The organism is Streptomyces sp. NPDC060049 (genome assembly GCF_042736715.1).
GTDB lineage: Bacteria > Actinomycetota > Actinomycetes > Streptomycetales > Streptomycetaceae > Streptomyces.
On sequence record NZ_JBHWVV010000006.1, the window covers coordinates 117,093 to 143,887 of the forward strand.

The 26,795-nt window shown below is 71.0% G+C and carries 20 protein-coding genes; 11 read left to right on the plus strand and 9 right to left on the minus strand.

Going from position 1 to position 26,795, the window contains the following annotated elements:
• Positions 1-49: 49 nt before the first annotated feature.
• Both ACFWBY_RS13105 and ACFWBY_RS13110 read left to right on the plus strand, forming a co-directional pair.
• Positions 50-1,750, plus strand: coding sequence for a methylmalonyl-CoA mutase (locus tag ACFWBY_RS13105; RefSeq protein ID WP_385332550.1), 1,701 nt, complete (start codon positions 50-52; stop codon positions 1,748-1,750).
• 25 nt (positions 1,751-1,775) lie between these two features.
• Positions 1,776-2,318 (plus strand): hypothetical protein, encoded by a 543-nt coding sequence (locus tag ACFWBY_RS13110; RefSeq protein ID WP_385332547.1) that lies wholly within the window; start codon positions 1,776-1,778, stop codon positions 2,316-2,318.
• Here ACFWBY_RS13110 and ACFWBY_RS13115 read toward each other — a convergent pair.
• Positions 2,263-2,922 carry a TetR/AcrR family transcriptional regulator gene (locus ACFWBY_RS13115; protein ID WP_385332544.1) on the minus strand — a complete coding sequence of 220 codons (660 nt, stop codon included), beginning with the start codon at positions 2,920-2,922 and terminating at the stop codon, positions 2,263-2,265. The genes ACFWBY_RS13110 and ACFWBY_RS13115 overlap by 56 nt on opposite strands.
• Before the next feature lie 372 nt (positions 2,923-3,294).
• Here ACFWBY_RS13115 and ACFWBY_RS13120 point away from each other — a divergent pair, with 372 nt between their 5' ends.
• The 5 genes from ACFWBY_RS13120 to ACFWBY_RS13140 all read left to right on the plus strand — a co-directional run bounded on the left by ACFWBY_RS13120 (position 3,295) and on the right by ACFWBY_RS13140 (position 8,304).
• Positions 3,295-4,299 carry a co-chaperone YbbN gene (locus tag ACFWBY_RS13120; RefSeq protein ID WP_385332541.1) on the plus strand — a complete coding sequence of 335 codons (1,005 nt, stop codon included), beginning with the start codon at positions 3,295-3,297 and terminating at the stop codon, positions 4,297-4,299.
• Positions 4,300-4,904: 605 nt separating this feature from the next.
• On the plus strand, positions 4,905-5,546 hold the full coding sequence (locus ACFWBY_RS13125; RefSeq protein WP_385332538.1) for a DUF6230 family protein: 642 nt from the start codon (positions 4,905-4,907) through the stop codon (positions 5,544-5,546).
• A 114-nt stretch (positions 5,547-5,660) separates the two neighbouring features.
• The gene (locus tag ACFWBY_RS13130) at positions 5,661-6,245 is read left to right on the plus strand and encodes a DUF6114 domain-containing protein (protein WP_385332535.1); all 585 of its coding nucleotides are present in this window, start codon (positions 5,661-5,663) and stop codon (positions 6,243-6,245) included.
• Positions 6,235-7,536 (plus strand): hypothetical protein, encoded by a 1,302-nt coding sequence (locus ACFWBY_RS13135; protein ID WP_385332532.1) that lies wholly within the window; start codon positions 6,235-6,237, stop codon positions 7,534-7,536. The genes ACFWBY_RS13130 and ACFWBY_RS13135 overlap by 11 nt, the downstream gene beginning before the upstream one ends.
• A 111-nt stretch (positions 7,537-7,647) precedes the next feature.
• Complete coding sequence (locus tag ACFWBY_RS13140; RefSeq protein ID WP_385332530.1) at positions 7,648-8,304, plus strand: hypothetical protein; 657 nt, start codon at positions 7,648-7,650, stop codon at positions 8,302-8,304.
• A 119-nt stretch (positions 8,305-8,423) separates the two neighbouring features.
• Here the strand turns inward: ACFWBY_RS13140 and pyk are convergent, their stop codons facing one another.
• The 3 genes from pyk to pta form a co-directional block, all read right to left on the minus strand.
• A complete protein-coding gene (pyk, locus tag ACFWBY_RS13145) occupies positions 8,424-9,854 on the minus strand; it encodes a pyruvate kinase (protein ID WP_385332528.1) in 1,431 nt (476 codons plus the stop codon).
• A gap of 62 nt (positions 9,855-9,916) precedes the next feature.
• A complete protein-coding gene (locus tag ACFWBY_RS13150; RefSeq protein WP_385332526.1) occupies positions 9,917-11,140 on the minus strand; it encodes an acetate kinase in 1,224 nt (407 codons plus the stop codon).
• A gap of 69 nt (positions 11,141-11,209) precedes the next feature.
• Entirely contained in the window at positions 11,210-13,294 is a 2,085-nt protein-coding gene (gene pta, locus ACFWBY_RS13155) for a phosphate acetyltransferase (protein ID WP_385332523.1), read from the minus strand.
• Positions 13,295-13,626: 332 nt separating this feature from the next.
• On the opposite strand from pta, the gene ACFWBY_RS13160 reads away from it, so the two are divergent.
• Entirely contained in the window at positions 13,627-14,652 is a 1,026-nt protein-coding gene (locus ACFWBY_RS13160; RefSeq protein WP_385332520.1) for an ATP-dependent 6-phosphofructokinase, read from the plus strand.
• Positions 14,653-14,956: 304 nt separating this feature from the next.
• Positions 14,957-16,981, plus strand: coding sequence for a hypothetical protein (locus ACFWBY_RS13165; protein ID WP_385332518.1), 2,025 nt, complete (start codon positions 14,957-14,959; stop codon positions 16,979-16,981).
• A 124-nt stretch (positions 16,982-17,105) separates the two neighbouring features.
• Here the strand turns inward: ACFWBY_RS13165 and ACFWBY_RS13170 are convergent, their stop codons facing one another.
• Positions 17,106-17,798, minus strand: a complete 693-nt coding sequence (locus ACFWBY_RS13170; RefSeq protein ID WP_385332515.1) for a helix-turn-helix domain-containing protein — start codon at positions 17,796-17,798, stop codon at positions 17,106-17,108.
• 352 nt (positions 17,799-18,150) lie between these two features.
• Here ACFWBY_RS13170 and ACFWBY_RS13175 point away from each other — a divergent pair, with 352 nt between their 5' ends.
• Positions 18,151-18,528: a MerR family transcriptional regulator gene (locus tag ACFWBY_RS13175; protein ID WP_385332512.1), complete on the plus strand. Its 378-nt coding sequence runs from the start codon at positions 18,151-18,153 to the stop codon at positions 18,526-18,528.
• Between the two features lie 22 nt (positions 18,529-18,550).
• Positions 18,551-18,919 carry a thioredoxin family protein gene (locus ACFWBY_RS13180; RefSeq protein WP_385332510.1) on the plus strand — a complete coding sequence of 123 codons (369 nt, stop codon included), beginning with the start codon at positions 18,551-18,553 and terminating at the stop codon, positions 18,917-18,919.
• Here the strand turns inward: ACFWBY_RS13180 and glgB are convergent.
• The 4 genes from glgB to ACFWBY_RS13200 form a co-directional block, all read right to left on the minus strand.
• Positions 18,903-21,260, minus strand: coding sequence for a 1,4-alpha-glucan branching enzyme (gene glgB / locus ACFWBY_RS13185; protein ID WP_385332795.1), 2,358 nt, complete (start codon positions 21,258-21,260; stop codon positions 18,903-18,905). The genes ACFWBY_RS13180 and glgB overlap by 17 nt on opposite strands.
• Positions 21,215-22,654: a maltokinase gene (locus tag ACFWBY_RS13190; protein ID WP_385332507.1), complete on the minus strand. Its 1,440-nt coding sequence runs from the start codon at positions 22,652-22,654 to the stop codon at positions 21,215-21,217. The genes glgB and ACFWBY_RS13190 overlap by 46 nt, the downstream gene beginning before the upstream one ends.
• Before the next feature lie 154 nt (positions 22,655-22,808).
• Positions 22,809-24,503: a maltose alpha-D-glucosyltransferase gene (treS, locus tag ACFWBY_RS13195; RefSeq protein WP_385332504.1), complete on the minus strand. Its 1,695-nt coding sequence runs from the start codon at positions 24,501-24,503 to the stop codon at positions 22,809-22,811.
• A complete protein-coding gene (locus ACFWBY_RS13200; RefSeq protein WP_385332501.1) occupies positions 24,500-26,494 on the minus strand; it encodes an alpha-1,4-glucan--maltose-1-phosphate maltosyltransferase in 1,995 nt (664 codons plus the stop codon). Before ACFWBY_RS13200 ends, treS begins: the two co-directional genes overlap by 4 nt.
• Positions 26,495-26,795 lie beyond the last annotated feature (301 nt).

A 26,795-nucleotide genomic window follows, 5' to 3' on the forward strand; every position in this document is an offset into this window, starting at 1 on the left:
GGGGGTTTGCCATCGACATTTACTAGGACGTCCTAGTAAATTCATGGGTATGGACGCTGACGCCATCGAGGAGGGCCGCCGTCGCTGGCAGGCCCGTTATGACAAGGCCCGCAAGCGCGAGGCCGATTTCACCACGCTCTCCGGGGATGACGTCGATCCCGTCTACGGGCCGCGGCCCGGCGACACGTACGAGGGTTTCGAGCGCATCGGCTGGCCGGGCGAGTACCCGTACACCCGGGGACTGCACGCCACCGGGTACCGGGGGCGGACCTGGACCATCCGGCAGTTCGCCGGATTCGGGAACGCCGAGCAGACCAACGAGCGCTACAAGATGATCCTGGCCGCCGGCGGCGGCGGGCTCTCCGTCGCCTTCGACATGCCGACCCTCATGGGCCGGGACTCCGACGATCCGCGCGCGCTCGGCGAGGTCGGCCACTGCGGGGTCGCCATCGACTCCGCCGCCGACATGGAGGTCCTCTTCAAGGATATCCCGCTCGGCGACGTCACGACGTCGATGACCATCTCCGGGCCCGCCGTGCCCGCCTTCTGCATGTACCTCGTGGCCGCCGAGCGGCAGGGCGTCGACCCGGCCCTCCTCAACGGGACGCTCCAGACCGACATCTTCAAGGAGTACATCGCCCAGAAGGAGTGGCTCTTCGAACCCGAGCCGCACCTGCGCCTCATCGGCGACCTCATGGAGTACTGCGCGAACGGCATCCCCGCCTACAAGCCGCTCTCCGTCTCCGGCTACCACATCCGCGAGGCCGGGGCGACGGCCGCGCAGGAGCTCGCCTACACGCTCGCCGACGGCTTCGGGTACGTGGAGCTCGGCCTCTCGCGCGGGCTGGACGTGGACCACTTCGCGTCCGGGCTCTCCTTCTTCTTCGACGCGCACCTCGACTTCTTCGAGGAAATCGCCAAGTTCCGCGCCGCCCGCAGGATCTGGGCCCGCTGGATGAAGGAGGTGTACGGGGCGAAGTCGGAGAAGACGATGTGGCTGCGCTTCCACACCCAGACCGCCGGAGTCTCCCTCACCGCCCAGCAGCCCTACAACAACGTCGTCCGGACCGCCGTGGAGGCCCTCGCGGCCGTCCTCGGCGGCACCAACTCGCTGCACACCAACGCCCTCGACGAGACGCTCGCGCTGCCGAGCGAGCAGGCCGCCGAGATCGCCCTGCGCACCCAGCAGGTACTGATGGAGGAGACCGGCGTCGCCAACGTGGCGGACCCGCTGGGCGGTTCCTGGTACGTGGAGCAGCTCACCGACCGCATCGAGGCCGACGCCGAGAAGATCTTCGAGCAGATCAAGGAGCGCGGACTGCGCGCCCACCCGAACGGGCAGCACCCCATCGGCCCGATCACCTCCGGCATCCTGCGCGGCATCGAGGACGGCTGGTTCACCGGCGAGATCGCCGAGTCGGCCTTCCAGTACCAGCGTTCGCTGGAGAAGGGCGACAAGCGCGTCGTCGGCGTCAACGTCCACCACGGATCGGTCACCGGCGACCTGGAGATCCTCCGGGTCAGCCACGAGGTGGAGCGCGTACAGGTACGGGAGCTCGCGGAGCGCAAGGCCGGCCGGGACGACGCCAAGGTGAAGGCCGCCCTGGACGCCATGCTGGCCGCCGCCCGGGACGGGTCGAACATGATCCCGGCCATGCTGGACGCGGCGCGCGCCGAGGCCACGATGGGCGAGATCTGCAACCTGCTGCGGGACGAGTGGGGCACGTACACGGAGCCGCCCGGCTTCTGACGCGGCACGGCCTAAGGTGGCGGCCATGACCGGCCGCCACCTTCCCGCTCCCGTCTACGGGGTGAGCGCCCGCGTGGTCATGCAGACCGACTGCGGGCCGTACGCGTACATCGCCGCCGATTTCGAGCCGCCCGGCCCCGACGGGCTGACGGAGGTGCTCGACGCGCTGCCGGCCGGGCGGCTGCCCGAGGTCTACGTGCCCTGCGTGCGGGCCGGCATCGTGCGCGGACTGGAGGGGGTCGCGGCCTCGGTGCTGCTGACCGACGCCGGCTTCCACGACGGGGACTCCTCCGAGTACGGCTACCGGCTCGCCGGGCTGGACGCGGGCCGGGCGGCCCTGGTGGCCTGCGGGCTGCTGCCGCCCGAGGAGGCCGACAGCCTGCGGTGGGCCGAGTGGCCCGGTCGGCCGAGGCCCTGGCCGGGCCGCAATCCGCGCTCGGAGGCGCTGACCGCCTCGGCCCCGGCCTGGTCCCCGGACTTCCTGCCCCTGTCGGACGGCCGCCCCGCGGTGATCACGCCGTCGCGGGGCCGCCGGGGACGGCGGCGGAACCCAGGAGGCCGTGCATGAGCAGCGTGGTGAAGGTGGCCACCCACAGCTCGTCCACCGGTTCGGAGCTGACCAGCGCGCGGTGCACGACCGTGCCCGCGATCACGTCGAAGATGAGGTCCGTGGTGCGGGCGGCGAGGGACTCGTCCTCCTCGTAGGGGAGTTCGCCACGGGCCTGCGCGCGTTCGCGGCCCAGCACGACGAGACGTTTCTGCCGGTCCACGATCGCCGACCGGATCCGGTCCCTCAGCGCCTCGTCCCGGGTCGACTCGGCGACGACCGCCATCAGGGCCGTACGGGCCTCCGGGCGGCGCAGCAGTTCCGCGAAGCGCAGCACCACGTATTCGATGTCGGCCTCCAGCGAGCCCCGGTCGGGCAGCTCGAGGGAGTCGAAGAGCTCCGCGACCGCGTCCACGACCAGCTCGCTCTTGCCGGACCAGCGCCGGTAGAGGGTGGTCTTCGCGACCCCGGCCCGGGCGGAGACGTCCCCCATCGTCAGCTTGGACCAGCCCAGCTCCACCAGCGCGTCCCGTGTCGCGGCCAGGATCGCGGCGTCCGCCGCGGCGCTGCGCGGGCGGCCGGTGCGCCCGGGTGCGGAAGAGGTGCCTGAGCTGGGGTTGCGCATGGCCGAGACCATACCCGCCGGTAGCCGAACCGCCGGGGGCCCCGGCGGTGTGCTTCAGATCACGGGGCGCCGACGGCCGAAGGGAGTTACGCTACGGCTCGTAGCGTAAGAGCGACAACCACGCGAAGAGCTACCGGCGCCAGGTGGGGACCCGGCGCCACCGCACGAAGAGCACGAAGGGCGCGAAGGCGCAGAAGAGCACGACGCGCACGAAAGAGCACGACGCGCACGAAAGAGCACGACGCGCGCGAACGGCGCGCGAAGTGCACGTACGGCAGCAAGAGCACGGCGGTACCGCGCGACGGGTACCGCGATCGGTTCCTTTCGGCCGATCTTTTTCGTCGCCGCGCACGCACGGGGGAGGATGTACGCATGCAGCCCAGAAACATGTCCATGAGCGGCGTCGTCGACCTCGCCGCGGTGAAGGCGGCCGGCGAGGCCAAGGCGAAGGCCGAGCAGGCCCGGGCCGAGGCGGCCCGCAAAGCCGCTCAGGGCGGTGCGCCCGCGTCCGCCGGGGCCGTCCCGCCGTCCGCGCTCGTCTTCGACACCGACGAGACCCAGTTCGAGAGCCATGTCGTCCCGCTCTCGGGCGAGGTTCCGGTCATTCTCGACTTCCGCGCCGAGGGCTTCGACCAGGGCCGGGACCTGAGCCTGCTGCTGGAGCGGCTCACGGTCGAGGCGAACGGACGCCTGGCCTTGGCCGCCCTCGACGTCGCGGCCAGCCAGAACCTGATCCGCGAGTTCCGCATCCAGGCCCTGCCCGCCGTCTTCGCGCTCGTCGCGGGCCAGGCGATGCCGCTGTTCCAGGACTTCGCGCCCGAGGACGAGGTCCGCGCGGTCCTGGCCCAGCTGGTCCAGATCGCCGAGGAGCGCTTCGGGGTCCTCGGCGTCGCGGTGGACCCCGCCGCCGAGGGTGCCGCCCAAGGCGCACGGCCGGAAGCCGTCGAGGAGCCGGCCGGTCCGCACGACTCCCTGCTGGACGCGGCGGTCGCCGCGCTGGACGCCGACGACCTGGACGGAGCGGTGCGCGCCTACAAGGACGTACTGGCGGCCGACCCGGGCAACAGCGAGGCAAAGCTGGGTCTGGCGCAGGCCGAACTCTTCGTCCGGGTCAAGGGCATGGACCCGCAGGCGGTGCGCGCGGCGGCGGCCGAGAACCCGCGCGATCCGGCGGCGCAGATCGCCGCCGCCGACCTGGACCTGGTCGGCGGTCACGTGGCGGACGCCTTCGGGCGCCTGGTCGACACCGTGCGGGTGACGTCCGGTGAGGAGCGCAACGCCGTACGGGTGCGCCTGCTGGAGATGTTCGAGGCGGTCGGGCCGGAGAACCCGCTCGTCACCTCGGCGCGCACGGCGCTCGCGCGGGTGCTCTTCTAGCACCTGCCCGCGCTGGTCCCGCACCTGGCCGGGTGTCGGGGTCCGGTGTCGGTGATTTGTTGACACGCAGACAAACAGCGGCCGCACTTTGCCAAAACTTGGCAATTGCGGCCGCTGTTACTCGCAGTAAATCGAACCCCGTGAACTGTCCGGTGTGTTCACTCTTCCCCCGATGTGTCGTGGCCCTTGGTAACACCCTGTGTTGCTGCCCGACAGCGGCAGGTCTTCCTCAGGTTATCTGGCCGTTACCCGCCAGTAACGAACCCCCTTGTGCCCCGGCCCCGAATGGACCACGATCGGCGACGCTCGGTCCTTCCCGCAGAGCCGCTCATCCGGAGCCGCGGTGGAGGGTCCCCACCGGGCCGGCCGGTGGCAGTGGCACCGGCCGTGGGACAGGGGGGTCTTCGCCACACGGCGGAGCCTGTCCTCCAGGTTGCGCGAACGCGTGGCCAAGTGGTTGTCGCTCGGGGGTGAACGCCGGTGCACCGGACGCGGCTCTGCCGCGGCCCGGCCGCTTGCGCTCCTTCCCGAGGACGTAGCACTTCTCCCATCCCAGGACGGGTACGGCCCGGACCGGAGATGTACGTCCGAGAAGGAGGAACAAAATGAGTTCTCAGATTCGTGGCGGGACCAGATGGAAGCGCTTCGCGCTCGTCATGGTGCCGAGCATCGCGGCCACGGCCGTGGTCGGTGTGGGTCTGGCGCAGGGTGCCCTCGCGGCTTCCTTCGCCGTCTCGGGCCAGGACTTCAAGGTTTCGGCCGACAAGCTCGACGGCCGTGACCTGATCCAGTACGGCGGCGTTGCCGAGGGTCACGACCTTCAGGGCAAGGCGCAGCACCACCCGGTCACCATCTCCGGGTTCAGCCACGCCGAGATCACCAACATGTGCCAGTCGCTGGTCACCCCGACTCCGCTCGGCAACATCACGCTGAAGCTGAACACGGGTACCAAGCCGGGCAAGCCCGCCGTGGCCGACAACATCTACCTGGATGTTGCCGAGCTGGACACCGACGCCGAGTTCACCAACCTCGACATCGGTATCGCGGTCGGCGACCCGAGCCACAAGACCAAGCCGCAGGCCGGCACGGTCGCCAGCCCCTACGCGTTCTCGCAGCGCGCGGACCGCGCGGTGCTGTCGAACGTGCGCCAGAAGGCGTGGGCGACGACGGCGGGCACCTTCAAGCTGCCCGACCTCAAGCTGCGCCTCCTCGGTGGCGACCAGCCCTGCTACCAGGACGAGAAGTAGTCGCTCCCGGTGCGTAACCGGACGGGCGGGCGGTGCCGGCAGCTGTCGCCGTCGCCCGCCCGTCCGGGCTCCACATAGTTCTCAGTACCACCCGTTTCCAGGGAGCTGTTGTCCATGAACCCCCAGGCCCCGGTTTACGTGCGCGCCGAAGACGACGCCTGGCTCACGATGGTGTACTACCGCTTCCACGCGTGGAGCGGTCACCGCCCCTTCTGGGCCGGACTGGTCACGCTCATCGCCGGCTTCCCCATCGCGTACTTCCCGTACGCGGACGTCCGCCTCGGCAACGTCACCATCGCGATGGCGACGACGGCCGGTGCCGGTTCGCTGATCATCGGCGTCCTCCTGGTAACGCTGGGGCTGACGCTCTGGTTCCAGCAGGGCGTACGGATCTTCGCGGGCGTCGCCGCGATCCTGCTGGGGCTCGTGTCCCTGCCGGTGTCGAACCTCGGCGGCTTCGGCCTGGGCCTCATCCCCGCCATGATCGGCGGCGGCCTCGCCCTGGCCTGGGTGCCGGGCAAGCCGGCGGACGAGACGGACCCGGCCGACACCAGGCACCAGGCGCAGGCCGTGGACCTGGGCAAGGCCGAGGCGATGGCGGGCCCCCAGGGCTTCCCCGGACAGCGTGCGACGGAAACGACGGCATACGCGAGCGAGACGACTGCCCACGCCGATGGCGGGAGGAACAGTGCGGGGTGACGAGACGCAGCGGGGCGAGGCCCCGGATGCGGAGTCCCGTGAGAGGAAGGGCCCGCGCCACGCGGCGCCCAGGAAGTCGCTGCTGACCAAGCTCCAGATACCCGTCGGCAGGACGATGGCGCTGGCGGCCATGCCGACGGCGGTCTTCGTCGGCATGGGCATGGCGCCGAAGCTGGCCGTGGCCGACGACAAGGAGATCCCCTTCGCGCCCGGACCGTGTGTGACACGGTCCGACGAGCCCGCGGAGTCGGCATCCCCGTCGCCGTCGAAGACGCCCTCCAAGACCCCTACGAAGACCCCGCAGGCGAAGCCCTCACCGGCCAAGTCGCCCACCGCGGTGCCTTCCCCGAGTGCGAGCCCGTCGGCGTCGAAGCCGGTGCAGAAGCCCGCCGAGGCACCGGCCGTCAAGCCGGCCGCGGCCGCGGTGGCACCCGCCGCCGCACCCGCCAAGGCCACCAACCCGCTGGACCCGCTGGGTGTGGGCGACGCGATCAAGGGCTTCTTCGACGAGCTGGGCAAGCCGCTGGGCAACGACCCCGACGCGCCCGCTCCGACCACCCCGGCTCCGACCGCGCCCGCTCCGGCCGCGCCGAAGCCGGCGGACAAGCCGGCGCCCACCGCTCCCGCCCCGGACCCGGCGGCGGACGCGATCCGCGACGCCGCGAAGCGGGCCGGCACCGAGGTCACCGAGCTCTCCGACGAGGTCAAGGACACCGCGACCACCCCGAAGGACGAGACGGGCGCCAAGGCGGCCGAGACGAAGAAGAAGGCCGAGGAGACCGAGGACGCGGACGGGAAGAAACCCTTCCCCTGCCCGACCCACGACGCCAAGGCCCTGGCCGCGGCCGAACTGGAGCAGGGCATCCCGCTGCTCCCCGACGAGCCCTGGTACCTCGACAGCTCGCTGCTGACCCTCTACGGCCTGGACTACGAGGGCATCGTCGAGGTGAAGACGGCGGGCGGCAAGACCAAGACGGTCCTGAAGTTCACGGCGGACTCGCTGGACATCAAGGACCTGTACCAGACGGTCGGCAAGGGCGGGCAGGTCGCCCACCTGAAGTCCCGACCGGGCTCGACGTCGAAGATCCGCGGGGCCAAGGTGACGATGTACACCGAGAGCCTCAAGGGCAACCTCTTCGGCCTTATCCCGATCGAGTTCACCCCGGACACCCCGCCGCCCCTGAACGTCCCGTTCGCGTTCTTCACGAACGTCAAGGTCGTCCAGGCCGGCCAGTTCGGCGGCACGCTGACCGTTCCGGGCCTGAAGAACTACATCGGGCCGGCCGAGTAGGCGAAGCCCGGCAGCTGATCGAGCCGGTACCGAAATGACCCGCCCCGCCGAGCGAGGGGCGGGTCATTCTCCGTGTGGCCCCGCCTCGGCGGCGAAGTGGAGGACACGTCGGTGAAGCAGGTCCACCGCCGGCTCGGCTCGGACATCGGGCTCAGCGGCTTGATGAAGACGTTCCACTATCCCCGGACGAACAGGATGTCCATCGCCCTCGCCCACGTGGGGTGGTTCACAGAACGGGGGGAAGGGGCGTACGCCCATCAGCTGCTGGAAGACGCCAAGCGGCTGCTGGCTTCGCCCCTGTCGGGCCCGGAGCTGACCGCGCTGTGGCAGGCGGGAACCCGCCGGGACTTCGATTTGGAGGCCTGCGGGATCGAGGGGCGCCAGTGGCTCACCTGGATCGAGGAGATCGCCGAGTACCGCATCACCTTCAACGTCGGGGACGCGCCCGTCCCGCCGTATCCGCCGCTGGCTCTAGGGCTGAGGGAAGCGGTGCTGGGCGAGATTGCGCTGGTGGCCCAAAACCTGGAGTCGGCCACCGCCCGGCACTCCCACGTCGCAGTGCCGGGAGTAGTTTCGGCGCTGCGGCGGGTCACCGCCGAGGTCGATCCGGATCTAGGATTCCGGCTGCTGCTGCGGGTGCTCAAGTCCTACCTCGTGCCGGTCGGCCCCACGCGCGTCGCGGGTTACCACGCGCTCGCGCAGCCGCTGGGGCTGGAGAAAGAGCTCGTCGAGGACGGCAATTTCATCGTCTGGTCTGATCTCGGCTGAGGCGCCGGAAAAACCCGAGGGCGGCGCCCCGATCCTTCTCAGGATCCGGGCGCCGCCCTCGGTCTCTGTGCGGCAGAGTTCAAGCGGGTCCGGCGTCAGGTGCGACGCCGGGTGCGACGTCAGTTGCTGACGTCGCCGCCCAGGTGGTGGACGCGGACCATGTTGGTCGTGCCCGGGACGCCGGGGGGCGAGCCGGCCGTGATGATCATGGTGTCGCCCTTGTTGTAGCGCTTGAGCTTGAGCAGCTCCGCGTCCACGAGGTCGACCATCGCGTCGGTGTTGTCCACGTGCGGGACGACGTAGGAGTCGACGCCCCAGCTCAGGGTGAGCTGGTTGCGGGTGCCCTCGTCGGTGGTGAAGGCCAGGATCGGCTGGAGCGTGCGGTAGCGCGAGAGGCGGCGGGCGGTGTCACCGGACTGGGTGAAGGCGACGAGCGACTTGGCGTCGAGGAAGTCCGCGATCTCGCAGGCCGCGCGGGCGACGGAGCCGCCCTGGGTACGGGGCTTCTTGCCCGGGACCAGCGGCTGGAGGCCCTTGGACAGGAGCTCCTCCTCGGCCGCCTCGACGATCTTCGACATCGTCTTGACGGTCTCGATCGGGTAGGCGCCCACCGAGGACTCGGCGGACAGCATGACCGCGTCCGCTCCGTCGAGGATCGCGTTGGCGACGTCGGACGCCTCCGCGCGCGTCGGGCGCGAGTTGGTGATCATCGACTCCATCATCTGGGTCGCGACGATCACCGGCTTGGCGTTGCGGCGGCAGAGCTCCACGAGGCGCTTCTGCACCATCGGGACCTTTTCCAGCGGGTACTCCACGGCGAGGTCGCCGCGGGCCACCATGACCGCGTCGAAGGCGGCTACGACGCCCTCCATGTTGGCGACGGCCTGCGGCTTCTCGACCTTGGCGATGACGGGGACCCGGCGGCCCTCCTCGTCCATGACCTTGTGGACGTCCTTGACGTCGTCGGCGTCGCGGACGAAGGACAGGGCGACCATGTCGCAGCCCATCCGCAGGGCGAAGCGGAGGTCGTCGACGTCCTTCTCCGACAGGGCGGGGACGTTGACGGCGGCACCCGGCAGGTTGATGCCCTTGTGGTCCGAGATGACACCGCCCTCGATGACGATGGTCTTGACCCGGGGGCCCTCGACCTCGGTCACCCGGAGCTCGACGTTGCCGTCGTTGATGAGGATCTGGTCGCCCTTGGAGACGTCGCCCGGCAGACCCTTGTAGGTGGTGCCGCAGATGGACTTGTCGCCCGGGACGTCGTCGATGGTGATCGTGAACTCGTCCCCGCGGACGAGCTCGACGGGACCCTCGGCGAAGGTTTCCAGACGGATCTTCGGACCCTGGAGGTCGGCGAGGACGCCGACGGCACGCCCGGTGTCCTCGCAGACCTTCCGGACGCGGTCGTACCGCTCCTGGTGTTCTGCCTGGGATCCGTGGCTGAAGTTGAATCGGGCCACGTTCATACCGGCCTCGACGAGCGCTTTCAGCTGCTCATACGAGTCGACGGCGGGGCCCAGCGTGCAGACGATTTTGGAACGGCGCATGGAACGGATCCTATCGGTTTGTTTCGCAGCGGAATATTCCGTCTGGTGGAAAGTCCAAGTGACTACCCGGTAACCAGCGCGTACGTCTGGCTGGCGATCTCCAGTTCCTCGTCCGTCGGGACCACGGCCACGGCCACCCGCGCGTGCCGCGCGGAGACCAGCCGCGGCTCCGGGGACCGCGCCGCATTGGCGTCCGGGTCCAGCGTCAGGCCCAGCTCCTCCAGCCCGGCCACGGCCATCTCCCGGATCGCGGACGCGTTCTCCCCGACGCCCGCCGTGAAGACCACCGCGTCCACCCGTCCCAGGACGGCCGAGTAGGCGCCGATGTACTTCTTCAGGCGGTGGACGTACGAGGCCAGGGCCAGGCGCGCCGGGGCGTCGCCCTCCTGCGCCCGCCGGAGCACCTCGCGCATGTCGTTGTCGCCGCACAGACCCAGCAGACCGCTCTTCTTGTTCAGGAGCGAATCGATCTCGTCGACGGACATGCCGCCCACGCGCGCCAGGTGGAAGACGACCGCCGGGTCCAGGTCGCCCGAACGGGTCCCCATGACCAGCCCCTCCAGCGGGGTCAGGCCCATCGACGTCTCCACGCACACCCCTCCGCGGACGGCCGACGCCGAGGCGCCGTTGCCCAGGTGCAGCACGATCACGTTCACGTCCTCCTCCGGCTTGCCGAGCAGCCGGGCCGTGGCCCGGGCGACGTAGGCGTGGGAGGTGCCGTGGAACCCGTACCGCCGGATGGAGTACTTGTCGGCCGTCGCCGCGTCGATGGCGTACCGGGCCACGTGCTCCGGCATCGTCGCGTGGAAGGCCGTGTCGAAGACCGCCACCTGGGGCAGGTCCGCACGCAGCTCGCGCGCCACCTCGATGCCGGTCACGTTCGCCGGGTTGTGCAGCGGCGCGAGCGGGATCAGGCCGCGGATCTCGGCCAGCACCGCGTCGTCGATCAGCGTCGGGTGGGTGAACTTGGTCCCGCCGTGCACCACCCGGTGGCCCACCGCCGCCAACTCGGGCGAGTCCAGGCCCAACCCGTCGGCTGCGAGTTCCGCCGCCACGGCCTTGAGAGCGGCCTCGTGGTCCGCGATCGGGCCGACCCTCTCGCGCTTGCCGCCGGCCGCGCCCGGGACCGCCTTGTCGACCAGTCGCTCGTGCACGAGCCGGGAGGTCTCCTCGCCGATGCGCTCGACCAGGCCGGCCGCCAGGCGGGAGGAGTCCGCCATGTCGAGCAGCTGGTACTTCACCGACGAGGAGCCGGAGTTGAGGACGAGTACGCGCGATGCGGTCACGATGGGGGTCTTTCCTTCGGTCTGGGGGACGGCTCGGCGGGGGCCGGGGTGCGGGCGGTGGCGGCGGGGTCAGGCGGTGGGCGACGGCGCGCCCTGCGCCTGGATGGCCGTGATGGCCACGGTGGTGACGATGTCCTGGACCAGGGCGCCGCGGGAGAGGTCGTTGACGGGCTTGCGCAGGCCCTGCAGGACCGGGCCGACCGCCACGGCGCCCGCCGAGCGCTGCACGGCCTTGTACGTGTTGTTGCCGGTGTTGAGGTCCGGGAAGATCAGGACCGTCGCCCGGCCGGCCACCTCGGACTCGGGCAGCTTGGTGGCGGCGACCGAGGGCTCCACGGCGGCGTCGTACTGGATCGGGCCCTCGATCAGCAGGTCGGGGCGCCGCTCGCGGACGATCTCGGTGGCCTTGCGGACCTTGTCCACGTCCGCGCCCGAGCCGGAGGTGCCGGTCGAGTACGAGAGCATCGCGATCCGCGGCTCCAGCCCGAAGGCGGCGGCCGTGGTCGCCGACTGGACGGCGATGTCGGCGAGCTGCTCGGCGTTCGGGTCGGGGTTGACGGCGCAGTCGCCGTAGGCGAGGACCTTGTCGGCCAGGCACATGAAGAAGACCGAGGAGACGATGGACGCGTCGGGCTTGGTCTTGATGATCTCGAAGGCCGGGCGGATGGTGGCGGCGGTGGAGTGCACCGAGCCCGAGACCATGCCGTCGGCGAGGCCCTCCTGGACCATCAGGGTGCCGAAGTAGTTGACGTCGGTGACCACGTCGTGGGCCAGTTCGACCGTCATGCCCTTGTGGGCGCGGGCCGCGGCGTAGTACTCGGCGAATCGTTCCCGCAGCGGGGAGGCGGCCGGATCGATGAGCTGGGCGGCGGAGATGTCGACCCCCAGGTCGGCGGCCTTCTTCAGGATCACCGCCTCCTCGCCCAGCAGCGTCAGGTCGCAGACGCCGCGGCGCAGCACCACGTCCGCGGCGCGCAGCACGCGCTCCTCGGCGCCCTCCGGCAGCACCACGCGCCGGCGCTCGGAGCGGGCCTGCTCCAGCAGCTCGTGCTCGAACATCATCGGGGTGACGCGCTCGGAGCGGGCCACCGAGAGCACCTCGCGCAGCTCGGCGGTGTCCACGTGGCGCTCGAACAGGCCGAGCGCGGTCTCCAGCTTGCGCGGGGTCGCGGAGTTCAGCCGGCTCTGCAGCGAGAAGAGCTCGGCGGCCGTCGGGAAGCTGTTGCCGGCCACCGAGACGACCGGTGTGCCGGGCGCCAGCTTCGAGGCCAGCGTCAGGATGTCCTTGCCGGGACGCTCGTTCAGCGTCAGCAGCACACCGGCGATCGGCGGGGTGCCGGAGGTGTGCGCGGCGAGCGCGCCGATGACCAGGTCGGAGCGGTCGCCGGGGGTGACGACCAGACAGCCCGGGGTCAGGGCGTTCAGGAAGTTCGGCAGCATGGCTCCGCCGAAGACGAAGTCCAGGGCGTCGCGGGCGAGTCCGGCCTCGTCGCCGAGGAGCACCTCGGCGCCGAGCGCCTGCGTGATCTGGGCGACCGTCGGGGCGGACAGGTGCTTGTCGTCCGGGAGCACGTAGCAGGGCACGGGGAGCTGGGCGGCCAGTCGCTCGGCTATCGGCTCGCGGTCCTCGGGGGCCACCCGGTTGACGACCATCGCGCCGACGTGGCAGCCCAGGCTCTCGTACGCCCGGTAGGCGTTGCGGGTCTCGGCGCGCACGGCCTCGGCCGCGTGCTTGGTGGCGCCCACGACGGGGACGACCAGCGCGCCCAGCTCGTTGGCGAGGCGGGCGTTGAGTGCCAGCTCGTCGGGGAGGTTGGTGTCGGCGTAGTCGGTGCCGAGGACCAGCATGACCTCGTAGTCGCGGGCCACGTCGTGGTAGCGGCCGACCAGCCGGGACACCAGCTCGTCCGTGCCCTTCTCGGCCAGGATGGCGGAGGCCTCGTGGTACTCCATGCCGTAGGCCGTCGAGGCGTCCTGGTCGATCCGGTAGCGGCCCTTCAGGAGGTCGAAGAGCCGGTCGGGTGCGTCGTGCAGCAAGGGGCGGTATACACCCACCCGGCCCGTCTGGCGAGTCAGGAGCTCCATGATCCCCAGTTCGACGACCTGGCGGCCGTCCCCTCGCTCGATACCGGTCACGTACACGCTGCGCGTCACGCGTGCTCTCCGTCCCTCGTGTGAAATCTCGGGATCGCCCCGTCGGGATCATGGCCCCGGCGGGGCGGCCATTCGCGTCGGTTGTCCCAGTTGGTAGGGGTTGACCTCTTGACAATACCTCTGTGGATCGTTAAGACGCCCGCCAGGAAAAGGGCCCGTCCGAGGGGGTCGAAAGGCCTGTCGGGGACCGTGCGGGCGGTGTCGCACGGAGCGCGCGCCACCCCGGGCCCGTGGAACAATCGGACAGGCTTCATCAATACGCCCTTCATTTGTACGGTCGGCCGCCCGCACGCGGACCGCCGGGTACGACCAGGAGCAGGAGACACAGGACGATGCGCATCGGAGTTCTCACCGCAGGCGGCGACTGTCCGGGCCTGAACGCTGTCATCCGGTCGGTCGTACACCGCGCCCTGGTCGGACACGGGGACGAGGTCATCGGCTTCGAGGACGGCTTCAAGGGCCTCCTCGACGGCAATTACCGCCCCCTCGACATCAATGCCGTCAGCGGCATTCTCGCCCGGGGCGGCACGATTCTCGGTTCAGCCCGGATGGAGCGCGCGCGCCTGCACGAGGCCGCCGAGAACGCCGCGGAACTGGCGAAGCGCTACGGCATCGACGCGCTGATCCCGATCGGCGGCGAGGGCACCCTGACGGCGGCCCGGATGCTGTCGGACGCCGGCATGCCCGTCGTCGGCGTGCCGAAGACGATCGACAACGACATCTCCTGCACCGACCGCACCTTCGGCTTCGACACCGCCGTCATGGTCGCCACCGAGGCCATCGACCGCCTCAAGACCACCGCCGAGTCCCACCAGCGCGTCATGGTCGTCGAGGTCATGGGCCGGCACGCCGGCTGGATCGCCCTGGAGTCCGGCATGGCCGGAGGCGCCCACGGCATCTGCCTGCCGGAGCGCCCCTTCGAGGTGGACGCCCTCGTGAAGATGGTGGAGGAACGATTCGCCCGCGGTAAGAAGTTCGCCGTCATCTGCGTGGCCGAAGGCGCCCACCCGGGCGAGGGCTCCATGCCGTACGAGAAGGGCGCGATCGACCAGTACGGCCACGAGCGGTTCGCCGGCATCGGCAACCGCCTCGCCGTCGAGCTCGAACGGCGCCTCGGCAAGGAAGCCCGCCCCGTCATCCTCGGCCACGTCCAGCGCGGCGGCACCCCCACGGCCTACGACCGCGTCCTCGCGACCCGCTTCGGCTGGCACGCGGTCGAGGCCGTCCACCGCGGCGACTTCGGCAACATGACCGCCCTGCGCGGCACCGACATCGTCATGGCCCCGCTGGCAACGGCGGTCACGGAGCTGAAGACCGTGCCCGAGGAGCGCATGTACGAGGCCGAGTCGGTCTTCTGACCGTCCCGGCCGGGACCTCCGTCCCGAATTGCTCAGGCCGAACGGCCCGGCGCCACCGCCCCGCGGCGGCGCCGACGGGCCGTCCGGCCGCCTCCGGACCGGCCGCCGCCGTCCCCGCCGGCCGCCGCTGATCCACATCCTGCTCCCGCCGTGCCGGGAGCTATGATCCGAAGACTCCACCGTTGGGGGATTGAGTGGCCGGGCCGCGTACGGCCGGATCGGGCCGTGAAGTCCAGGCCCCCTGATCCGGTTCCGCGCGCTCGATGGAAGGTGCCCGTTTCCCGTGGCGACCCGCCCTGCCCTCTTGACCAGTAGGAACGCCGAACGCCCCGAGGCGCGGCAGACCGCCGGCCCGGCTCCGGCCAGGGGCGAACGGCGCTGGTCCGTCCTCGCCGCGGCCCTGGCCGCTTCGTGGGCGCTGCCGCTGCTCCTCGACGCCCTGAGCCTGGACGTGGTGCTGATCCCCGTCCTGGTCCTGGCGATCGCCTCCCTGATACGCGTCGGCGGCGGCCTGCTCGACCGCCTGGTCGTCGCGGCCTTCCTCCTCTGCGGCGCGGTCATGGCCTTCGGGCTGCTCTTCTCCGTCTGGCCGTGGGGGCTGGCCCCCGTCCCGGGAACCGGCTTCCTGCTGAGCGTCGTGTCGCTCTGCGGCTGGCTGTCCGGCCGGCGCCCCGCCATCCCCATGCGGCTGCGCGGCTCCGACGCCCTGGTGGTCGGCACGGCGGCGGTGGTCTGGCACTACATGCACAACCCGCTCGCCGGGAAGTCGATCACCGAGCGGCTGGCCTTCTTCGTCACGTCCGAGGACCGGATGGGGCACTTCTCGTACTTCGACGGCATCCACCACGTGGGCGGTTACGCGTTCCTCCACCAGGAGGCCGCCAAGACGTTCATGATGACCCCGTCCGAAGCCGTCTACCCGCAGGGCACGCACTTCCTGCTGGCATGGATCGACGTCCTCGTGAAGTCCTCCACCGACGGCGGCCCCGCCGCCGAGATGATGAACCGTTACCTCCTGTACGTCATCGGCGCCTACGCGCTGCTCTGCGCCGCGCTCGTCTGGGCCGCCCGCTGGGTCGGCGGCCCGCGCCTGCGCGGTTGGCGCGCGGCGGCGGTGTGCGCGAGCGTGATGGCGGTGATGCTGTCCGGTTCCATGGCGCAGCTGGTCGAGAAGGGCTTCGACTCCGAGACCGTCGGACTGCTGTTCCTCGCCGTGGGGCTGGCCCTGCTCGTGCGGCCCGCGATGGGCCGGGTCGAGTTCGCGCTCGTCGCGGTGGCCGCGCTGGTGACCGTGACCTTCGTCTACAACCTCTACGGCGCCCTCCTCGGCCTCGCCCTGGCCACGGTCCTCATCGTCCACCGGCGGCGCTTCGCCCACCGGCGGCGCCTGCTCCTCGGGGCGCTGGCGGGAGGCACGCTGATCGCGGGACTGCCCAGCGTCTTCTCCGTCCTGACCAAGCTGGACGTCACCAAGACCTCCAACCTGGCCGGCCCCATGGTCGTCCCGGACCGCCCCGTGTTCATCGGATGCGCCCTGCTGGCCCTGCTGGCGGCCTCCCTGCCGGCGAACCGCCGCACGGCCACCGGCCGGATGGTGCTGGCCCTCGTCCTGGGCGGGATCACGGTCATCGGCCTCTTCGGGGCCTGGCAGAAGCACACCATCGGCTACTACTCGTACTACTTCGAGAAGCTGGCCGCCGCCGGCCTGGTGATCACCCTGGTCTCCGTGGGCATGGTCGGACTGATGCTGCCGCCCGAGCGGCTGAGGGGCTCACCGCGCCGCCGCCGGGCGGAGCGGCTGGTGCACTCCGGCCTCGCGACGGCCGCCGCGCTCGCCCTGTTCGCCAACGTGCAGTTCGGGGTCCCCACCGGGTGGACCGACCCCGCGGCCAGGTTCAGTCCCCCCTCGGCCTGGTACGGCAGCTCGATGCTCAAGTGGGCCAGGGGCGAGAGCCGCAGTGACATGGGCCCGCCGGCCGCGGCGCTCACCCGGCGGGACCTCGCGGGGGTCTCGTCGCCGGTGATCGCCCTGTACTCCAACGACGCCTACCTGAACCTGAAGTCCACCTTCCTCGCCCAGCTCCTGACCCACCGCGCGGGCAACATGGTGGAGCTCTACGAGATCTTCTACGTCAAGATGGGCGGCCCTGCGACCGAGGACGTGGACAAGCAGTACGCGACCTCGCTGGTCCATTTGAAGAAGGCGATCGGGGAGCTGCCCTCGGCGCCGACCGTCCTGGTGGGCGACCGGGCGGTGGCCGACCGGCTGTCGAAGGACCTCGCGGGAGCGGGCGTCGAGGCGACCGTGGTCCACGCGCCGCTGAAGTAGCCGCCGAAGGGCCCCCGCGGCGGGACTTCCGCCCCGATCCGCCCGGGCCGAACGGCCCCGACCGCGTCCCGCCGTGGACGCGATCGGGGCCGTTGCCGTGGGGAGCCCTCCGGCGGGACGTGTCCTACGCCGCACCGCCCGCGAGGGACCAGAAGCGGTCCACGATGGCCGCGAGGTACTCGCGCCCCGAGTCGCCGCTGCCGGCCTCGCCCTGCGCGCCGCCCCAGCCGAGGGTCGCCACCATCCTCGACTGGTACTCCCCGTGCAGCTGCTCCAGCACCCGTTCCAGATGCGCCTTGGGCACCGGCAGCAGTTTGGCCAGCGGCTTCACGTACGCCTGCCAGCGCGTGGTCACCGCGCTGCGCAGCAGCTCGGCCAGCTCCTCGTGCTTGCCGGTCGCGGTCACGAACTGGGCCAGCGTCAGCCCCAGTGCCGTGGCCAGGGCGGCGGACTGCCGCTCGTTGCCCTTCCAGCGGCCGGTGTCCTCCATCTTCTGGTAGGAGCCCGCCTCCACACCGACCCGCCGGGCCAGCTCCTCGGCGGCCAGCCCCCTGGCGATCCGGTGCTCGCGCAAGGTGACCGGCTCGGCCAGGAGCTCGCCGGGGGAACACCAGAGCACGCCCGCGAGGGCCGTGAGTTCGACCGCGGTCGGCGATATCTCGCCACGCTCCCACGCCATCACGGTCTCGGGGGTGACGATCAGTCCGTACTGGGCGCGCAGGCCGTAGACGACATGACCGGGAGCCATGCCCAGGGCCGCGCGCAGACGACGCGCGGCGGGGGCATTGAAAGGTGGGCTGGAGTGCACAGGGCACACCGTAGGAGTGGCTGAGCCGCGGCGACTACAGACCAAACAAACAAGCCCATACCTCGTAGGAACATCCTATGAAGTAAAGGGCTTTGGTCCGTTTTCGTTGCGACTGTCCGGTAATCGAATCGAGCCGTGATCGACTTCCCAGCGTACGTTTCCGGCCGCCCCGGGCGATAGCCCCGCGCGTGAGCCGCCTCACAGGACGGCGACCGTCTCGAACCGGCCACCCCGCCCGCGCGTGCTCTTGGACGGAGGCCCTCGCATACGGGGGTGGCGAGGGCCTCCCCCCGCCCGCCTCCCGACGTCCTGACGCGCTTCTCCTTGCCTTGACGCCGACGTCAAGGATTACGGTCGGGACATGCGAATCGGCGAACTGGCCGAGCGGGCGGGCACCAGCACGCGGACGCTCCGGTACTACGAAGCGCGGGGCCTGCTGCCCGCCCGGCGCGACGGCAACGGACACCGCACCTACGACGAGGACGACCTGCGGATGCTCCGCCAGATCCGCACGCTCCAGGACTTCGGCTTCGACCTGGAGGAGACCCGCCCGTTCGTGGAGTGCCTGCGCGCCGGGCACCCGGCCGGCGACTCCTGCCCGGCCTCACTGGCCGTCTACCGGCGCAAGCTCGCCGAACTGGACGGCCTGATCGGCCGGCTCACGGACGTACGGGACCAGGTGGCGAGCCAGCTCGCCGATGCCGAAGCGGCACAGCCCAGATGCGAGATGACCGGCTGAGAGCCGGACGAGAGGGGAAGCAATGATCAAGGCACACGGCGTGGCCGAAGTGACCGACGCGGACTTCGAGGCGGAGGTGCTCGCCGAGCGCGGCAGGGCCGTCCTGGTGGAGTTCACCGCAGACTGGTGCGGCCCCTGCCGCCAGCTGGCCCCCGTCCTGTCCGCCGTCGCCGCCGAGGAGGCGGGCCGGCTCAAGGTCGTCCAGATCGACGCGGACAGCAACCCCGGCACGCTCGCGCGGTACGGGGTGCTGTCCATGCCGACCCTGCTCGTCTTCCGCGACGGCGAACCCGTGCGTCAGATGGTCGGGGCCCGCGCCAAGCGCAAGCTCCTGCAGGAGCTGGAGGACGTGATGGCGCCGGCCGGCACCCCTGCTACGGCACGGGCCTGAACCAGAGGGTCGCCAGCGGCGGGAGCGTGAGGCGCAGGCTCACCTCCCGCCCCTGCGAGGGCACCGGCTCGGGGCGCAGCGGCCGCGCGTGGTGGATGCCGCTGCCGCCGTAGAGCTCGTGGTCGGTGTTGAGCACCTCCCGCCACAGCGGCACCTCCTGCGGGACCCCGAGCCGGTACCCGTGCCGGACCACCGGCGAGAAGTTCGAGACGCACAGCAGCGGCGAGCCGTCCCGCGCGAAGCGCAGGAACGCGAAGACGTTGTCCTCCGCCGCGTTCCCGTCCACCCAGGCGAAGCCCTCCGGCACGCTGTCCCGCTCCCACAGGGCGGGCGCCTCCCGGTAGGTGCGGTTCAGGTCGCCCACGAGGCTGCGTACGCCCAGGTGGTCGCCGGCCGCCGCGTACGTGGAGTCCAGCACCCACCAGTCCGGCCCGTGCGCCTCGGACCACTCCGAGCCCTGGGCGAACTCCTGCCCCATGAAGAGCAGCTGCTTGCCCGGGTGGGCCCACATGAAGCCCAAGTACGCCCGGTGCGCGGCCCGCTGCTGCCACCAGTCCCCGGGCATCTTCGACACCAGTGCCTGCTTGCCGTGCACCACCTCGTCGTGCGAGATCGGCAGGACGTAGTTCTCGCTGAACGCGTAGACCATTCCGAAGGTCATGTCGTTGTGGTGGTACTTGCGGTGCACCGGATCCTTCGACACGTAGCGCAGGGTGTCGTGCATCCAGCCCATGTTCCACTTCAGGCCGAAGCCGAGACCGCCCATGTCGGTGGGCGTGGTGACGCCCGGCCACGCGGTGGACTCCTCGGCGATCGTCACCACGCCCGGACAGCGCCGGTAGACGGTGGCGTTCATCTCCTGGAGGAGCGCCACCGCGTCGAGGTTCTCCCGCCCGCCGTGCTCGTTCGGCGTCCACTCGCCTTCGTTGCGCGAGTAGTCGAGGTAGAGCATCGAGGCCACCGCGTCCACGCGCAGCCCGTCGATGTGGAACTCCTGGCACCAGTAGACCGCGTTGGCGACGAGGAAGTTCCTGACCTCCCGGCGGCCGAAGTCGAACTCCAGCGTGCCCCAGTCCGGGTGTGCGGCCCGCTGCGGGTCGTGGTGCTCGTACAGCGGACGCCCGTCGAACTCGGCCAGCGCCCAGTCGTCGCGCGGGAAGTGCGCCGGCACCCAGTCGACGATCACCCCGATCCCGGCCCGGTGGAGGGAGTCCACCAGGAAGCGGAAGTCGTCCGGGGAGCCCATCCGGGAGGTCGGCGCGTAAAAACCGGTGACCTGGTACCCCCACGAGCCGCCGAAGGGGTGCTCCGCGACCGGCATCAGCTCCACGTGCGTGAAGCCGAGCTCCTTCACGTACGCGGGGAGCTGCTCGGCCAGCCGGCGGTAGGAGAGCCCGGGCCGCCAGGACGCGAGGTGCACCTCGTACACCGAGAAGGGGGCCTCGTGCGCCGGGAGGTCCCCGCGCGCGGCCATCCACCCGGCGTCCTGCCAGACGTAGGCGGAGGCCGTCACCACCGAGGCGGTGGCCGGCGGGACCTCCGCGTGCCTGGCCATCGGGTCGGCGCGCAGGGTGTGCGAGCCGTCCGGGCGGGTGATGTCGTACTTGTACAGGGCGCCGTCGCCGACACCCGGCAGGAACAGCTCCCACACGCCGCTCGAACCGAGCGAGCGCATCGGATGGCCGGTCGGGTCCCAGTACGAGAAGTCGCCGCTCACGCGTACGCCCTGCGCGTTGGGGGCCCACACCGTGAACCGGGTGCCGGCGACGCCCTGGTGCTCCATGGGCTCCGAGCCGAGCGCCCTCCACAGCTCCTCGTGGCGGCCCTCGCCGATCAGGTGCAGGTCGAGCTCACCGAGCGAGGGCAGGAAGCGGTAGGGGTCGTGGACCTCCACCTCGCCGCCGTCGTACGTCACCAGCAGCCGGTAGTCCGGCACCCCGCTCAGCGGCAGCAGCCCGGAGAACAGCCCGTCGCCGTCGTCGAAGAGCTCGGCCCGCAGCCCCTTGGCGACGATGGTGACCGCCTTCGCGTACGGGCGCAGCATCCGGAAGCACACCCCGCCCCGCTGGGTGCGGGCGCCGAGCACCCCGTGCGGATCGTGGTGGCGGCCCTCCAGCAGCCGGGCCCGTTCCTCCGCGCCGAGCGCGGGCGCCGGCCGGACCCCGTGAGGCGGTGCGGCCCGGCGGGCCCGCGGGGCCCGGGCCTTCTTCGCCGGCGTCTCGTGGGAGGGGTCGGGAGCGGTGACGGCGGGCTTGGCTTCGTCGCGGACGGTCGGTGACGGCTGTCGTGCGGCGCTCACGCGAGCGGCCTCCTCGGGGGCTTCGGGCGGGGGACGGTGGATCCGGGGGCGGGTGGACGCGTGCGGTGGGCGGGCAGACCCTGGGGCTCGGACAGCCTCCGGATGGCCGCCATCGGCACGTGCAGCCAGTCGGGGCGGTGGCGGGACTCGTAGCGGGCCTCGTACACCGCCTTGTCGGTCTCGTAGGCGCGCAGCAGTACGGGGTCCTCGCGCGGGTCCCGTCCGGTCGTACGGGCGTAGCCCTCGCAGAAGGCGGCCCGGCAGGCGTCCGCCCAGGCGGGTGCGAACGGCCGGTGCGAGCGGGCGGCGTAGTCGAAGGAGCGCAGTATCCCGGCGATGTCCCGGACCGCGGGCTCGGGGCGGCGGCGGTCGGCCAGCGGCCGGGCGGGCTCGCCCTCGAAGTCGATCAGCGCCCAACTGCCGTCCGCGGTGCGCAGGGTCTGCCCCAGGTGCAGGTCCCCGTGGATCCGCTGGGCGGGCACCCCGGCTCCCCGGGAGGCGGCCAGCGCGTCGAAGGCGCCGCGCAGGCCCGCCTCGTAGGGCCGCAGCGCGGGGACCTCGCGGGCGGTGGCGGCGAGCCGCGCCGTCATCCCGGCGGCCAGCCGGGCCGTCTGCTCCCGGCCCAGCGCCAGGGTGGGCAGTGCCCCGGCCAGCGCGCTGTGCACCTCGGCGGTGGCCCGCCCCAGCGCGTGCGCCTCGGCGGTGAAGTCGGCCCCGGCGCGCAGCCGGTGCAGCGCGAGCTGCCAGCCGTCGTCGGAGCCGCGCAGGTAGGGCTGGAGCACGCCCAGGGTCAGCGGTTCGCAGCCGGGCAGCTCGGCCTCGTACCAGGCGACCGGGGCGGGCACGCGGGCGCAGCCGGCGGCGGCCAGGGCCCGGGGCAGCTCCAGGTCGGGATTGACCCCGGGGCCGACCCGTCTGAAGATCTTCAGGATGAACGAATCTCCGTAGATGAGCGAAGAGTTGGTCTGCTCGCCGGACAGCGGCCGGGGGACCTGCCCCTCGGGGATCACGGCGGCCGGATCCCGGTCGAAGCGGAGCGGGCCCAGGGTGCCCGGGGAGCGCAGCCGCTCCAGCAGCAGCGCGGCGAGCCGTGGATCGCCCAGGCCCTCGTAGACCGACTGGCCGGCGTACGGGCCCTGCTCGGCAAGGCCGATCAGGGCGGGCGCGAGCGCGGGCGGCAGCGGGCTCGGGCGCACCCCGAGCAGCAGTTGGTAGCAGTCCCCGTCCACGTCCAGCAGCAGGTGCAGGAGCCCGGGCGTGGAGCCGGGCGGCAGTAGTTCGGCCGCCGAGATCGTCCTCAGCCGTCCGATGGCGCGGCCCTTGCCCGCGAACCAGCGCTGCGCGGGCAGCCAGGCCCGCAGCATCGGTTCCAGCGGGCCGAGCCCGGCGACCCGGTCGGCGGTGAGCCGATCCCGGGCGGATGCAGCCTCCGACATGGCTTCGCGTCCTTTCCCCGGGCCGTCACAGAATGCGCAGAGTGTCCCGGATCGCTGTAGTTGCTTCTCCGGTGTGTGTGAGTGTCGGGTCAGGATGGTCCTTACAGGGGCGGGCGATTGACCCATTCGCCGCGCCCGCCCCCGGGCCGGGCTGTTATTCGGAGCGCAGGCGGAACCAGTAGAAGCCGTGGCCCGCCAGGGTCAGCAGGTACGGCCACTCGCCGATCGGCGGGAAGCGGACGTCACCCGTCAGTTCCACCGGGACCCGTCCGTTGAACGACTGCAGATCCAGCTCGGTGGGCTGCGCGAAGCGCGAGAAGTTGTGCACGCACAGCACCAGGTCGTCCCCGAACTCCCGGAGGAAGGCGAGCACCGCCGGGTTGGTCGAGGGCAGTTCGGTGTAGGAGCCGAGCCCGAAAGCGGGGTTCGCCTTGCGGACCTCGATCAGCCGGCGGGTCCAGTGCAGCAAGGAGGAGGGCGACGCCATGGCCGCCTCGACATTGGTGACCTGGTACCCGTGGACCGGGTCCATGATGACCGGCAGGTTCAGCCTGCCCGGATCGCACGAGGAGAAACCGGCGTTGCGGTCGGGGGTCCACTGCATCGGCGTGCGCACCCCGTCGCGGTCGCCGAGCCAGATGTTGTCGCCCATGCCGATCTCGTCGCCGTAGTACAGGACCGGCGACCCGGGGAGCGACAGCAGCAGGGCAGTGAACAGCTCCATCTGGTTGCGGTCGTTGTCCAGCAGCGGGGCGAGGCGGCGCCGGATGCCGATGTTGGCCCGCATGCGCGGGTCCTTGGCGTACTCGGCGTACATGTAGTCGCGCTCTTCGTCCGTGACCATTTCGAGGGTCAGCTCGTCGTGGTTGCGCAGGAAGATGCCCCACTGGCAGCGGTCCGGGATCGCGGGCGTCTTGGCCAGGATCTCGGAGACCGGGTAGCGGGACTCCCTCCGCACGGCCATGAAGATGCGCGGCATGACGGGGAAGTGGAAGGCCATGTGGCATTCGTCCCCGCCCTTTTGGAAGTCGCCGAAGTAGTCGACGACGTCCTCCGGCCACTGGTTGGCCTCCGCGAGCAGCACGGTGTCGGGGTAGTGCGCGTCGATCTCGGCGCGGACCCGCTTGAGGAGGGTGTGGGTGCGCGGCAGGTTCTCGCAGTTGGTGCCCTCCTCGGCGTACAGGTAGGGCACGGCGTCGAGGCGGAACCCGTCGATGCCGAGGTCGAGCCAGAAGCGCAGCGCGGAGACGATCTCCTCCACGACGGCCGGGTTCTCGTAGTTGAGGTCCGGCTGGTGGGAGAAGAACCGGTGCCAGTAGTACTGCTTGCGGACGGGGTCGTACGTCCAGTTCGAGGTCTCGGTGTCGACGAAGATGATGCGGGCGTCCTGGTACTGCTTGTCGTTGTCGGCCCACATGTAGTAGTCGCCGTAGGGCCCCTCGGGGTCCTTGCGGGACTGCTGGAACCACTCGTGCTGGTCGCTCGTGTGGTTCATGACGAAGTCGATGATCACCCGCATGCCGCGGGTGTGCGCCGCGTCCACGAACTCCACGAAGTCGGCGAGGTCGCCGAACTCCGGCAGCACGGAGGTGTAGTCGGAGACGTCGTAGCCCCCGTCGCGGAGCGGGGAGGCGAAGAAGGGCGGCAGCCAGAGGCAGTCGACGCCGAGCCACTGGAGGTAGTCCAGCTTGGCGGTGAGCCCCTTGAGGTCACCCACGCCGTCGCCGTTGCTGTCGTGGAAGGAGCGGACGAGGACCTCGTAGAAGACCGCCCGCTTGAACCAGTCGGGATCGCGGTCCTTGGCGGGGGTGTCCTCGAAGGTGTCGTGGACGGGATCGTTGATCATCATGTGGTGGGTGACCCTCCGGTGGGCGGGGACGGTCGCAGAGCGGCCAGTACGTGCGCGGGCGTTCGGCCCGGCTCTAGGCGCACGTAGTTCGCCCTGCCCCAGTGATAGGTCTCGCCGGTGAGCTCGTCGCGCACCGCGAGGGACCCGTGCCAGTCGAGGCCGAGTACCGGCATGTCCAACGAGACCGTCGCCTCCTGGGTGTGGTGCGGGTCGAGGTTGACGACCACCAGTACGGAATCGGACCCGGCGTGCTTCGAATAGGCGATCACCTGTTCGTTGTCGGTCGGGTGGAAGTGGATGTCCCGCAGCTGCTGGAGCGCGGGGTGGCGGCGGCGCATCCGGTTCAGGGCGGTGATCAGCGGGGCGATCGTGCGGCCCTCGCGGTCGGCGGCGGCCCAGTCGCGCGGGCGCAGCTCGTACTTCTCGGAGTCCAGGTACTCCTCGCCGCCCTCCTCCACCGCGGCGTTCTCGCAGAGCTCGTAGCCGGCGTAGACCCCCCAGGTGGGGGAGAGGGTGGCGGCGAGCACCGCACGCACCTCGAAAGCGGGACGGCCGCCGTGCTGGAGGTACGCGGGAAGGATGTCGGGGGTGTTGACGAAGAAGTTCGGCCGCATGACGGAGGCGGAGCGGGTGTCCGTGAGCTCGGTCAGGTACTCGGTGAGCTCGGCCTTGGTGTTGCGCCAGGTGAAGTACGTGTAGGACTGCTGGAAGCCGATGGCGGCGAGGGTCCGCATCATCGCGGGGCGGGTGAAGGCCTCCGCCAGGAAGATGACGTCGGGGTCGGACTTGTTGATGTCCGCGATCACCTTCTGCCAGAAGACGACCGGCTTGGTGTGCGGATTGTCGACCCGGAAGATGCGGACGCCGTGGTCCATCCAGTACCGCAGGATCCGGACCGTCTCCTCGACGATGCCGGCCATGTCGGCGTCGAAGTGGATCGGGAAGATGTCCTGGTACTTCTTCGGCGGGTTCTCCGCGTACGCGATCGTCCCGTCGGCACGGTGACGGAACCACTCCGGGTGCTTCTCCACCCACGGGTGGTCCGGCGAGCACTGCAGGGCGAAGTCCAGCGCCACCTCGATCCGCAGCTCGCGGGCCGCGCCGACGAAGGCGTCGAAGTCCTCGATGGTGCCGAGCTCCGGGTGGACGGCGTCGTGGCCGCCCTCGGTGGAACCGATGGCCCACGGCACGCCCGGATCCCAACTCCCCGCGGACAGGGTGTTGTTCGGGCCCTTGCGGTACGTGCTGCCGATGGGGTGGATGGGCGGCAGGTACACGACGTCGAAACCCATCGCGGCGATCGCCGGCAACCGCTCGGCGGCCGAGCGGAAGGTCCCGCTGACGGGCGCCTCACCGGGCTCCAGCACCGCCCCCTCCGACCGGGGGAACATCTCGTACCAGGAACCGAAGAGGGCCCGCTTGCGCTCGATCAGCAGCGGCAGCGGCTTGGAGGCGGTGACCAGCTCCCGGTACGGGCGCTTCGCGAGCGCCGCCGCCGCGGCCGGTGCCAGGGCGGCGGCGTACCGGACGGCGACCTCCCGGTCCTCGTCCCTCATGGCGGCGGCCGCGGCGAGCACGTGCTCGCGCCCGTCGCGCTTGGGGATCTTCGCGGCGGCCCGCTCGTAGAGGTCGGCGCCTTCGAGGAGCGTGAGCCCCGGGTCGATGCCGGCGGGAATCTTGATCGCCGCATGGGCCCGCCAGGTGGCCACCGGGTCACTCCACGCCTCGACGGTGTAAGTCCACCTCCCCTCGACCTCGGCGGACACCCGGGCCCCCCACCGGTCGGTGCCGGGAGCGAGCTCGGACAGGGGCACGGGGGGCCGCAGCCGCCCGCTCGGATCTCGGAGCACGACATGGGCGGCGACCGCGTCGTGCCCTTCGCGGAACACGGTGGCGGAGATCTCGAAGACCTCGTCCACGACCGCCTTTGCGGGTCTGGCGCCGCAGTCGACGGCGGGGCGGACGTCCAGCACGGGAATGCGACCGATCATGATGGGATCACCTGGGGGCAGTTCGCAGGGCTCGGTGACGACAGGCCAGCCGGCATGGCGGCTGGTAGTGCACGCTCTGTTCGCTCTGTTTCTAGCCGCTCGGAAGACGCCTTGGTTGCGGGCATGGCCGCTCCTGTCCGCGTTCACTCGGGTGGCGGGAGAGGTCGGGGGAGGCGGTGCGCCGTGCGCGTACCCGGGAGCCCTTCCCACTCCAGCCCGGCCCAATCCGCGTGCTCGGTTAACTACTCGTACGTAGCCGCACAGGCGTCCCGAAGTTCACTCGCAGAATTCACCTGTGCTC

Coding starts and splice junctions, on each gene's coding strand:
- treS (WP_385332504.1), bottom strand. CDS start 24,503: ATGATGATCAACGATCCCGTCCACGACACCTTCGAGGACACCCCCGCC.
- ACFWBY_RS13160 (WP_385332520.1), top strand. CDS start 13,627: ATGCGCATCGGAGTTCTCACCGCAGGCGGCGACTGTCCGGGCCTGAAC.
- ACFWBY_RS13130 (WP_385332535.1), top strand. CDS start 5,661: ATGAACCCCCAGGCCCCGGTTTACGTGCGCGCCGAAGACGACGCCTGG.
- ACFWBY_RS13115 (WP_385332544.1), bottom strand. CDS start 2,922: ATGCGCAACCCCAGCTCAGGCACCTCTTCCGCACCCGGGCGCACCGGC.
- ACFWBY_RS13110 (WP_385332547.1), top strand. CDS start 1,776: ATGACCGGCCGCCACCTTCCCGCTCCCGTCTACGGGGTGAGCGCCCGC.
- ACFWBY_RS13125 (WP_385332538.1), top strand. CDS start 4,905: ATGAGTTCTCAGATTCGTGGCGGGACCAGATGGAAGCGCTTCGCGCTC.
- ACFWBY_RS13105 (WP_385332550.1), top strand. CDS start 50: ATGGACGCTGACGCCATCGAGGAGGGCCGCCGTCGCTGGCAGGCCCGT.
- ACFWBY_RS13120 (WP_385332541.1), top strand. CDS start 3,295: ATGCAGCCCAGAAACATGTCCATGAGCGGCGTCGTCGACCTCGCCGCG.
- ACFWBY_RS13180 (WP_385332510.1), top strand. CDS start 18,551: ATGATCAAGGCACACGGCGTGGCCGAAGTGACCGACGCGGACTTCGAG.
- ACFWBY_RS13175 (WP_385332512.1), top strand. CDS start 18,151: ATGCGAATCGGCGAACTGGCCGAGCGGGCGGGCACCAGCACGCGGACG.
- pyk (WP_385332528.1), bottom strand. CDS start 9,854: ATGCGCCGTTCCAAAATCGTCTGCACGCTGGGCCCCGCCGTCGACTCG.
- ACFWBY_RS13190 (WP_385332507.1), bottom strand. CDS start 22,654: ATGTCGGAGGCTGCATCCGCCCGGGATCGGCTCACCGCCGACCGGGTC.
- ACFWBY_RS13200 (WP_385332501.1), bottom strand. CDS start 26,494: ATGATCGGTCGCATTCCCGTGCTGGACGTCCGCCCCGCCGTCGACTGC.